General features: G+C 61.8%; 8 protein-coding genes. 1 reads left to right on the top strand and 7 read right to left on the bottom strand.

The annotated features are described in order from the left end of the window. Positions 1-518 precede the first annotated feature (518 nt). Positions 519-1,649 (top strand): MraY family glycosyltransferase, encoded by a 1,131-nt coding sequence (locus PQR08_RS10740; RefSeq protein WP_187606943.1) that lies wholly within the window; start codon positions 519-521, stop codon positions 1,647-1,649. 368 nt (positions 1,650-2,017) lie between these two features. Here PQR08_RS10740 and asnB read toward each other — a convergent pair whose 3' ends face one another. The 7 genes from asnB to PQR08_RS10705 all read right to left on the bottom strand — a co-directional run bounded on the left by asnB (position 2,018) and on the right by PQR08_RS10705 (position 11,033). Further along, the gene (gene asnB / locus PQR08_RS10735) at positions 2,018-4,039 is read right to left on the bottom strand and encodes an asparagine synthase (glutamine-hydrolyzing) (RefSeq protein ID WP_250486439.1); all 2,022 of its coding nucleotides are present in this window, start codon (positions 4,037-4,039) and stop codon (positions 2,018-2,020) included. A gap of 46 nt (positions 4,040-4,085) precedes the next feature. Beyond that, a complete protein-coding gene (locus PQR08_RS10730; RefSeq protein WP_250486438.1) occupies positions 4,086-5,219 on the bottom strand; it encodes a glycosyltransferase family 4 protein in 1,134 nt (377 codons plus the stop codon). 271 nt (positions 5,220-5,490) lie between these two features. After that, positions 5,491-6,831 (bottom strand): glucosamine inositolphosphorylceramide transferase family protein, encoded by a 1,341-nt coding sequence (locus tag PQR08_RS10725; protein ID WP_250486437.1) that lies wholly within the window; start codon positions 6,829-6,831, stop codon positions 5,491-5,493. 331 nt (positions 6,832-7,162) lie between these two features. Further along, positions 7,163-7,351 (bottom strand): hypothetical protein, encoded by a 189-nt coding sequence (locus tag PQR08_RS10720; protein ID WP_187606947.1) that lies wholly within the window; start codon positions 7,349-7,351, stop codon positions 7,163-7,165. Between the two features lie 459 nt (positions 7,352-7,810). Beyond that, entirely contained in the window at positions 7,811-7,939 is a 129-nt protein-coding gene (locus tag PQR08_RS10715) for a hypothetical protein (protein WP_255503871.1), read from the bottom strand. A 208-nt stretch (positions 7,940-8,147) separates the two neighbouring features. Next, complete coding sequence (locus PQR08_RS10710) at positions 8,148-8,663, bottom strand: NUDIX domain-containing protein (protein WP_238216915.1); 516 nt, start codon at positions 8,661-8,663, stop codon at positions 8,148-8,150. Positions 8,664-8,927: 264 nt separating this feature from the next. Next, positions 8,928-11,033 carry a phosphocholine-specific phospholipase C gene (locus PQR08_RS10705; RefSeq protein WP_250486436.1) on the bottom strand — a complete coding sequence of 702 codons (2,106 nt, stop codon included), beginning with the start codon at positions 11,031-11,033 and terminating at the stop codon, positions 8,928-8,930. Positions 11,034-11,059 lie beyond the last annotated feature (26 nt).

The following is an 11,059-nucleotide window of genomic DNA, read 5'->3' as shown; positions in this document are numbered from 1 at the left end:
AAAAATTTATTGAGTATGCGGGCCATTTGAGCAAATCGAAAATTATCACAACGGGTCTTGTTGTATGCGCGGCACCGCACATATAATTGCTTTTAATCGAACTGCTAATTTTATGAAGAAAGCCGGTTTAGCCGGGGTTCGATTTCCGGACATTTTTTCGCCTACCGGTGAGGCTCCTTCCGGCCTATGCTAGGCATAGAGACAGCCCCAGGCCCTCCCTCCGTGGCAAAACGTACCGACCCCCCAAAAATCTGCGTGCGAAGGTGGGCTTGCGCACCGACTATGCACGATTCTTTTAAAACGGATTTTAAGTCCTTTATATGAAAATCGTGTTTTTATGGGATATTAAAATCGCGTTTGTATGAATAATCGGGGGAAGTCCCAATATAATCCCGGTAGGCTCGGTTTCACACATTAAAGCGCCATAAATGCGTGGACAATGACAGGGGTTGTACCTACCATACGCTTTCGGGTTTTGATATTCGAAAAGAGATGCGCCCTCTTCGTGAGTGAAAAAAATGTTAAACCTTGCGCTTGGCTTCATCAGTTCTTTCTGCATGACGCTACTTATAGTTCGATTCGCGGGGCGCTACGGGGCGCTCTCCCTGGATCATGATTTGAACGGGGTTCAGAAGAATCATTCTCATCCGGTCCCCAGGATCGGCGGCATCGCATTGATGGTCGCGGCTTGCGTGACCTTTCCCATCGCCGCGATTTTCGGGGGAAATCCTCGCGACGAATCCCTGCTGCTGCTGCTCTGCGCGGCGCCGGCATTCGGAAGTGGCGTAATCGAGGATTTGACGAAGCGCGTCAGCGTCCGTGCGCGGCTTCTGAGTGCGATGCTGGCGGCGCTCCTCGGCGCGTTTCTGCTCAACGGCGTGGTCGGCCGTGTGGATCTGCCGCTCGTCGATCCGATCCTTTCTGTCGCGCCCATCGCGATCGGCCTGACGGTGCTGGCGGTCGCGGGGCTCACCAACGCAGTCAATATCATCGATGGTTTCAACGGACTCGCTGCGGTCGTGTCGATTCTGATCTTCGGCTCGATCGGTTATGTCGCGCATGAAGTCGGCGATCTGCTCGTGATGAGCACCGCGCTCACGATGATCGGCGCGATCGGCGGCTTTGCGATCTGGAATTATCCGGCTGCGTCGATTTTCCTCGGTGATGGCGGCGCGTACTTCATCGGCTTCACGATCGCGGAGCTGCTCGTGCTGCTGGTCGCCCGGCACCCGACCGTCTGCGCGTGGTATGCGATGGTCGTCGCGATCTATCCGCTCTTCGAAACGCTGTTCTCGATCTACCGCCGCAGGATCGTGCGCGGCCGGCCGGTCGGCGCGCCTGACGGCATCCACCTGCATACGCTGATCTTCAAGCGCATCGTGCGCAAAGGAAGCGATCCGCGTCAGCGCCAGCGCCGAAACGCGCGCACGTCGCCGTATCTGTGGGTGCTGAGCATGATCGGCATCGTGCCGGCCTCGCTCTTCTGGCACAACCCGGTGGTGCTCGCGGTGACCGCGGCCGTGTTCGTCGTCGCGTACGTCTGGCTGTACACCGCGATCGTGCGGTTCAAGACGCCGCGCTGGCTCGTGGGCAGCAGACAGGCCGTCGTTCCCGCCGCCGTGCCCGAGCAGACGACGCATCACAAGTAAATCGAAGTCACACGATTCCGGCGCGATGCGCGCCGGAGATGGCAGAAAGATGAAAGGCCCTGGTCGATACAACCGGGGCCTTTTTGCTTTGGGCTTTGGGCTTTGGGCTTTGGGCTTTGGGCTTTGGGCTTTGGGCTTTGGGCTTTGAGCTTTCCGTCATGTGCCTTTATCGCTTCGGGCCGGCCGTCATGAGTTGCGCATCGGCATACGCTCTCCGCGCATATCCGACCGCCATGAAACGCGATACGACTACGGCGCGTCGATCATCGCAGCAGTCTGCGCACAAAGAAAAAGGCCCTGGTCCGTTAGACCAGGGCCTTTCGCTATGAACATCGTCATGAGCGGCGCGTGAACGCCGCCCGGCGATATCAGCCTGCCATGCCGGCGAGATCCGCCGTGGGGGACGTGAAGAGCGGGATCGACGAAGCGTTCTGATGCTCGAGCCACTGCTGGAACATCAGCACGTTCCACAACTGCCGATGCCAGTTCTGCTCGCCCGACAGATGCTGTTGCCATTTCGCCCGCACCATCTCCGGATCGAAGAAGCCCTCGCGACGCAGCCGCGATTCGTCGAGCAGCGCTTCAGCCCAGTCTCGCAGCTCGCCGCGCAGCCAGTGCGTGATCGGCACGCCGAAACCCTGCTTGGGCCGCTCGATCATCGCGCGCGGCACATGACGATAGAGCACCTGGCGCAGCGCCCATTTGGTTTGCCCGTCGCGCACCTTCATCGATTGCGGCAGGCGCCACGCGAACTCCACGACACGATGATCGAGGAACGGCACGCGCGTTTCGAGCGAGACGCCCATCGCGGCGCGATCGACCTTCGTGAGAATGTCGTCGGGCAGATAGGTGATCATGTCGAGCGCCATCATGCGCTGCACGTCGTCGAGGCCGGTGAAGGCCGGCGCGTTGCCGGTCATCAGCGTGGGCGGCTGATGACCGCCGATCACGAGCGCCGCCGGGTCGTTCCATTGCGACATCAGATGCAGATACACTTCGTCGCGCGACTGGCACGACAGCAATTGCGCGCCCTTGTGGAGCTTGTCGCCGACCTTCACGCCGCGCAGGGACGACGGCAGTATCGGTTCCATCAGCCCGGCCATGCTGTTCCAGCGCTTCGGCGAAATCCCGACGATGCCGGATGCCGCCAGCTTGCGCAACGACGCCGGAAGCACCGTCATCTTGTCCCACATGTCCGGCGCGGTGCGGTAGCGCTGATAGCCGCAGAAGAGCTCGTCGCCGGCGTCGCCGGACAGCGACACCGTCACGTGTTGCCGGGCGAGTTGCGATACGAGGAACGTCGGGATCTGCGAAGAATCCGCGAACGGTTCGTCGTAGAGTTCGGGCAGACGCGGAATGACATCGAGCGCTTCACGCGCCGTCACGTACAGCTCGGTATGTTCGGTGCCGAGATGCGCGGAGACGGCCTTCGCGAGCTTTGCTTCGTCGAAGTCGCTTTCGTTGAAGCCGATCGTGAAGGTCTTCACCGGACGCGACGACTGCTTCTGCATCAGTGCGACGATCGTCGACGAATCCACGCCGCCCGAGAGAAACGCGCCGAGCGGCACGTCGGAGAGCATCTGCTGGCGGATCGCATCGCTGAGCAAGTGCTCCAGCTCTTCGACGGCGTCCTCGGCAGTGCCCGCAAAACCGCGCGCGGCGCCGTTGACGGCCGCCTCGACGCCCGACCAGTACGCCCAGATGCGCGGCTCACGCCGTTCGAGCGACACGGTGAGCATCTTGCCCGGTTCGAGCTTGTAAATGCCTTCGAAGATGGAATACGGCGCGGGCACGCAGCCGTGGCGAATCTGCAGCGTCAGCGCGCCGCGATCGACGTTGTTCTCGAACGCGGGATGCTCGCGCAGCCCCTTGAGTTCGGAGCCGAACACGAACGCGGCTTCATCGCCCTGCCCCTGCCATCCGTAATAAAGGGGCTTTTCTCCGATCCGGTCGCGCGCGAGCGTGAGCTGGCATTCCTGCCGGTCCCACACCGCGAACGCGAACATGCCGACCGCGCGCTCGATGGTCGCCTGAATACCCCACGCATCGAAGCCGGCCATCAATGTTTCGGTATCCGAACTTCCTCGCCAGAAGGGCGCGCGCTGCGTGTCTTCGAGTTCCTCGCGCAGATCGAGATGGTTATAGATCTCGCCATTGAAGACGATCACATAACGGCCGCTGCCCGACGACATCGGCTGATGCCCCGCCGCCGAGAGATCCAGAATCGCCAGCCGGCGATGACCGAGCGCGATGCCGCGCAGATCATCGGTCCAGTCGCCCGCGTCGTCGGGTCCGCGATAGGCGATGGCAAGCGCCATCTTCCGGACCGTTGTCTTCGAGTCGCCCGGGCCGAAGCCGCGACCACCCAGAAAGCCGACGATACCGCACATGTTCGTTCTCCTTCAGATGCGGCCAGAGGCCACGCTTATGCGATGCTCACTTTTCTTGGACGAGCCGCAGGTAGATATCTTCGAAACGCTCGCGCGCGCGCATCATCGTGAATTCGGCGTGGATGCGGGCCTTCGCCATCTGGCCGAGACGGATACGCTCGTCGGGCGTCATGTCGACGACGCGGGACAGTCCGGCCGCGAGCGCGTCGGTGTTTTCCTTCGCGACGACCACGCCCGTGTTGGCGACGAGCATGGCCGCATCGCCGACGTCGGTGACGACGCATGGCAGCGCCATCGCCATCGCCTCGCCGACCACGTTCGGGAAGCCTTCCGTGCGCGACGAAAGACAGAACACGTCCATCGCCGACAGACACGCGGGCACGTCGCGCCGCTCGCCGAGCAACACGAAGCGCGACGCGAATCCCGTCTTCGCGATCCAGTCCGCGAGCTCGCGATTGTTCGCGTCGAGATCGCGGCCGACCATCATGAAGCGCACGTCGGGATGGCGCGCGGCCAGCATGCCCGCGGCGCGCACGAAATTCTCATGATCCTTCACGGGGTGAAAGCGCCCGAGAATGCCGACCACGACCGTGCCGTCCTCGAATCCGCATTGCTGGCGGATCGTGGCGCGTTGCTCGGGCGTCGCGGACAGGCGCGCGACATCGAATCCGTTCGGCACGACCATCATGCGGCTCGCGTCATAACCGACCGACACGTGCGCCCGGCGCGATGCCTCGGCCGCGCACACAATCGCCTGCGGCACGGAGTACGAAAGCCACGCACAGATCTTGCGCAACAGCACGGTCACGCGCGAGCCGCCCGATCTCACGTCGGTGGTGCGCACGCCCCACACGATGCGCTTGTGCGCCGCGAGCCGTCCCGCGAGTCCGCCGAGAAAGTCGGCGTGGTACATCCACGTCTGAATGATGTCGGGGCGCACCTTGCGGATCAGCTTCACGAGGTGCCATAACGCGCGCGGAAAGCCGAGCGGCGAACGCATGCCGAGGCTATGCACGTCGATGCCGCGAGCGGCCAGTTCTTCACCGACCTTGCCGGTCGTCGTAAGCGAGCAGACGACGTGACGAAACCGCGGATCTTCGATGTGCGACTCGATGAGGCGCTGAAGCATGCGTTCAGCGCCGTCCGCATTGAGCGCAACGATGACATGGAGAAGCTTCATGGTCCCGGCTGCCGTTTTTCTGCGATGGGCCCGTCTCCAGGCAACCGGCGCGCGCGCTGCTGGCGGAGATGCTGGTGCTGACGGGTGTGTTTTATGGCGATGGGCTGCCTCACCGGATGACCTGTGTGACGCGCGCGCAAAATATTGCCCGATGCGGCTTCCAGTCTCCGATGAGTCATCAATGTAAGCCGGCGCCCGTGGCACGCACTGTGCGACGCGCCACACGCCGGTTGTCTTGCCCGCGCGCTACTGGCCGCGGGCGCCGTTTGCGTCATGCGCGCCTCATCGGGCCGCGCCACGGATTCCATTTGCGAAGCTGCGTCTTCAGATCGATGACCGTGATTCCGCCGACCGCATTCCACGTGTGAAGTCCCTGATGGCCGCGCGGCGGCGTGCGAATCGACACGGTCCGTTCGGCGTAGGTCGTCGTCGTGAGTTCGGTGATCTCGCGGAACGTCAGCGCGGCGCCGTATTCGCGCTCGCAATTCTGCGCGGGACGGATCAGGCGGTTCTGTCCATCCTTGAACAGGTTGCCGGCCATGCGCGCGAGACGGCAGTCGGAGACGACCGGGTTCATCGGATGCGCGGTCCATTCGCCGAACGGGCTGTCGGAGTGGAAGATCGACAGTTCGTCCCAGTTCGATCCGCCGTCTTCGGTCATGCTCGTGAACATCCACCACGTCTTGCCGTCGTGATAGAGCGTCGTGTCGGCCGCGACGACGTCGCGCATGATGACCTTGTGCAGCACCCAGTCGGTCGGAAACGAGGCGGCGCGGTACATTTCGATCGTACGATTGCCGCACGTCTCCGGGATCATGAAAACCTCGCCTTCATGCTCGAAGAGAAACGGGTACGACAGGTGATAGCTCTTGTCGAGCACGACGCGCGGCGTCTCCTGCCACCTTTGCGTGACCGGATCGAACGCGATATGGCTGATCGTGCCGCGGTTCGTGTCGTAGGGAAGGCTCTCGAAGAACAGGTGATAGTCGCCGTTCTTGCCGCGCCAAAGGAACGGATCGGCGTGAAACTGCGACGTCATGCCGGGAAGCGTGACCCAGTTGCGGCTTTCGTCTCCTTCGACGCTGTTCTCCGCGCCCGTGCGACGATATGCCAGAACCCAGTGCCCGCGCTGAATCAGCAGCTTGAGCGGCTGGTTCAGCACCTTGCGGCCGAGATGCCTCAACGCGAAACACGCCGACGTGAAAGCCGACAGACGCGCCGTCCGCGCCTTCGCCTTGACGAGCGGCAAATCACGAGGCGACGAGGCCGCCTCCAGACGCTTCTGCGCCCGCTCGACGAGAACGGCGACGCGCCGCAGACTCGTCTGCAGCGACTTCAGGAAGAAAAGCTTCTCCGGTATCGCGACATACGATTCCGCCAGCAGACGCATCTCGTCCGATTCGGGCGACTTCCATACGACCTGGATATGCGGAGTTCGGCATTGGAGCAGCGCTTTCCACAGCGCCTCGATGTTCTCGCAGCCGTCGTACAGGACCATGATCGGTGCACGGGAATGAGAGGGGATCCGCGGTGTCTCGTCGGAGTCACCGTAGATCCGCTTTTCGACGCGCGTCCACCACTCGAGCACGGAAGGATATGCGGGTTGCGCCATTTCTTTTCCCTCAGACAGCAGCGATTTGCCAGCCGATCGCACTTCCATCTTTAGCTAAACGCTTAACTGTCTTTATATGTTTTGTGGTCCGGCATTTGAAATGATGAACAGTCCATTTCATGTTGATGCCGGCGAAGAAAGACTAGAGTCTGGGGAATGTGCGTGCGGTGCGCTATCGCACACTGTTGCGACAGCTAATTAATGCGAGGGATTTGAACGGCTGTGCCGGAAATGCGGCGTTGCGTGATGATCGGCGGCTTGGCGGGAGGCTGCTTCGCCGATGGCGGCGGAGATCCTAACTTGTTGGCGGAGCAGGAAAATTTTTCGTGAATCAAGGCTCATCACGGCGCACGGCGACTTCGCGCCTGCGAAACCAGGTCTGCCGCTTGTGACCCGGCTCGCTCGTTTCATCTGCCTTATGTCTGGAAGAAGGCGAAAAGATAATTTCGAACACGGCCAGCAATGCAAGACCGATTATTGCGAAAAAAACAATTGCGCCTATAACACCGACTACTGACATGCTTCCTCCGCGCTCATCCGCGATGAATCAAGCATTAGATTAAACCCGTGGCTGAAAGTTTGACCGAATGACTTTGATTTATTTCTGATTATATCACATGGCTAATCGGCCGATTTCCGCCACGCGACCTCCAGCATGATTTTCCGACGCATCCGGTGCGCGCAAATCCCTGAACAAATGGGTGAAAGCACGTCTGTTCCGACGACCGGCGGCGCAAGGAGCCATGCCCGGCGCGCTCCGCAGGACGCAGGCGTCGTGCACGTCACCCCGCGCCGTGCGACGGACGCGACCGCGATTAATCGAATTTCGATACGCGGTGTATTAATTATTGCGGCCAATTTTCGAAAGACAGCATTCCGCCATTCGAATGTCTTCAACTGATATACGACGTTTCTTCGACAGTCGGCCACCTATTTGACCGACAATTAACCGGTCATTCGGCTATAAGAAGGCCAAAACTCACGCGAGGCGTTCTTTCTCCGTGGGTTTGTCGGATGTTGTCAAGAGAATGTCCGCGACCGCCAACAATGAGAGGCCCACCACGGCCACGAATCCGACGGTCCCGGCGAACATGCTGACGAGCTTCATGGTTTCCTCCGCCAATCAAAGGGCGAATGCCTCCGTTGCTCAAGGCTGCAACGGGCGCTCGGCGATACACGCACGAGCGCCCGCAAGCGTTTCAAACGGTAGCATAGGCGTAACTTCGCCGAAAAAGTATTCATTTCGCAGCGAAATACGCGCCCGCGCGGTTTGCGCAGACAAGAAGAATCGTCAGTCGAAGGGAAACCGGTCCGCGCTAGCGGCCACGTCGGCTAAAGCCAGCCGCCACCTCCGACTCCGCGCCACCGTGACTCCACGCATGCCTCGGGGAATCACGGCCGCCGCCCATCGCACGCGTCAGGATGGCCCTGGTGCCGGGCGTCGCGCTGACGTTCGCGAGCTGACGCGCGTCGATCCACAGCAATTCGTGGAATCTGGCGTCGGCTTTCGGCCGCACATGCACGTCGTCCGGTATCGCAATGCGAAACACATGATGCAGATGATGCGCCGATACCTGCTGAAACAGAAAAGCGGCGGCGCTCGCCTGCACCCCGGTGTCTTCGTGCAGCGCTCGGATCGCCGCAATAATCGTCAATTCGTCGAATGCTACCGCTCCGCCTGGCAGCAACCACGGTCCGCCACGCTCCCGGACCAGCAGCACTGACTGGTGACGAACCAGCAGCACTGTTGCTCGTTCTCTCATCCCCGTCTCCGTGTTGCACCCCAATTCGTTGTTGGATTTGATGGTGCGATACGACGCGCGGCGTGCCATTTTGATTTCACCGTCGCCCCGATCTTAAGCATGAACTGGCGTGCACGCTCGATCTTCACAGGCTTCGTTGCGCTTCGCAATGCGTGATGTCCCACGTATGTGCGCTGCCTGACGAGGCAGGATCGGAAAAAACGTCCGAGATGGCAGGAATGTCAGGGAGTGTGGTCGGGAGAAGATGCGTTCGACGCGCGGCCGTGCGCAAGTGTTGAATGCGCACGGCCGGCGATACCTACTACGATGAGCAAGCCATTGTTGCCGTCGATGTCATTCGCCGAGCGCCGGATCGCTCATGCTGTCGCGTCCGGTCTCGACGTGACCCGCGAGGCGCCGCAAGAACGCGCGATCGGTGTCGACCTTGATTTCGACGTCGTACCAGCCGTGGGCGTCACGCAGATCGAGGTAGACCTGCGCGGTGTCTCCGCCGCGCACGCGCCGCGTGATGGTCTTCGACGGATCGTACGCATTGGTCACGCTGAAGGTGCACGCGGCCGTTCCGCGATTCACGAGCCGCAGTTGCAGATTGCCATTGGCGACGTCATAACCTTCCGCGACTTCCGGCGCGGCCTGTTCGCGCGACCACCAGCCGGACGGGGCGTCCGCCGTGCCCGCGATCCGCCGCAGAAATCCGTTCGGGCCGTGCACGACGAAGTCGAAGCTGCCGTCCGGATTCGCCGCGACGCGGTCCGCGAGACGCTTGCGCGCCTCGACCGTGTAGGTGCGCGGCGCATCGGCGCTCGCGTTGCGATAGAGCAGAAACACCGCGCCCACGCCGCCGGTGTTGACGAAATCGAACGACACGGCGCCCTTCGACGGACGTGTGCGCACGAACAGCTCGTACGGCAACGCGCGCGCGGCGCGCACGCCTGGCTCCTGCTTCGGGATCGCCTGCGTAGTCGGCGGAACGGGCACGTAGTCCTGATGGCGCAGCTTGTCGGGCGGCACGTAGCCGCTCGTGCCGGGCAGCGTGGGCATCGCGGTGTTCGGATTGCGGAAGTCGAACGCGGATGTCAGGTCGCCGCAGATCGCCCGGCGCCACGGCGAGATGTTCGGCTCGGCGAGACCATGCGCGCGGCCGAAGCGCTTCTGGATGAAGCGGATCACGGAAGTATGGTCGAATGTTTCGGAGCACACCCAGCCGCCTTTGGACCACGGCGACACGACGAGCATCGGCACGCGCGCGCCAAGGCCATACGGACCGCTCGCGTATTTCGCGCTGCCCGGAAAAATCTCGGCGGTCGTATCGACGGTCGAAAGGCCGTTTGCGCTCGAAGTCGGCGGGAACGGCGGAACGAGGTGGTCGAAGAAGCCGTCGTTTTCGTCGTAGTTGATGAGAAGCGCTGTCTTGCTCCATACCTCCGGGTTCGACGTCAGAACCTGCAAGACCTGATCGATATACCAGGCGCCGTAGTTCGCGGGCCAGTTCGGGTGTTCGGAGAACGCTTCCGGCGCGACGATCCACGAGACCTGCGGCAGCGTGTTCGCTTGCACGTCGCGCTTCAGGATCGCGAAGTAATCGTCGCCGGCGGCCGCGTTCGTGCCGAGACGCGCCTTTTCGTAGAGCGGACTGCCGGGCTGCGCGTTCTGATATTGCGTGAAGTAGAGCAGCGAGTTGTCGCCGTAGTTGCCGATGTACGCGTCGTCGGTCCAGCCCCACGAGTGCTTGGCGTCGAGTCCGGTGCCGATGTCCTGATAGATCTTCCACGAGATGCCCGCGCGCTCGAGCACTTCGGGAAACGTGGACCAGCCGTAGCCCGCTTCCGCGTTGTCGACGACCGGACCGCCGCCGGCGCCGTCGTTGCCGACGTAACCCGTCCACATGTAGTAGCGGTTCGGATCGGTCGATGTGTTCGTCGAGCAGTGATAGGCGTCGCAGATCGTGAAGGCGTCAGCGAGCTGATAGTGGAACGGGATATCGTCGCGTTGCAGATACGCCATCGTCGTCGTGCCCTTGAACGGCACCCACTGATCGTACAGACCGCCGTGGAATGCGCCCTGCCCGCTCACCCAGTCGTGCGGCAGATCCTGCAGGAACTGCAGGCCGAGGTTCGACGCGCCGGGATGAAACGGCAGCACTTCGCCCGCGCCCGCCGCGATCGGCTGGTTGAAAACGGGCTTGCCGCCCGGCAGCGTCACCGCGCTCTTGTCACCGAAGCCGCGCACGCCGCGCAAGGTGCCGAAGTAATGATCGAACGAACGATTCTCCTGCATCAGCACGACGATATGCTCGATGTCCTCGATCGATCCATGACGGTTGTTCGCGGGAATCGCGAGCGCCTGGCGAATGCCGAGCGGCATCACGTTCAGCGCGGCGGTCGCGCCTGCGGCCTCGACGGCCGCGCGCAGAAAATCACGACGGTTCTTGTTTTTCATTCGTTTCGCGGGGGAAGTGAATAGGA

Source organism: Caballeronia jiangsuensis (assembly GCF_046030135.1).
Taxonomy (GTDB): Bacteria; Pseudomonadota; Gammaproteobacteria; order Burkholderiales; family Burkholderiaceae; genus Caballeronia; species Caballeronia jiangsuensis.
This window is presented reverse-complemented; position numbering and strand designations above follow the sequence as displayed.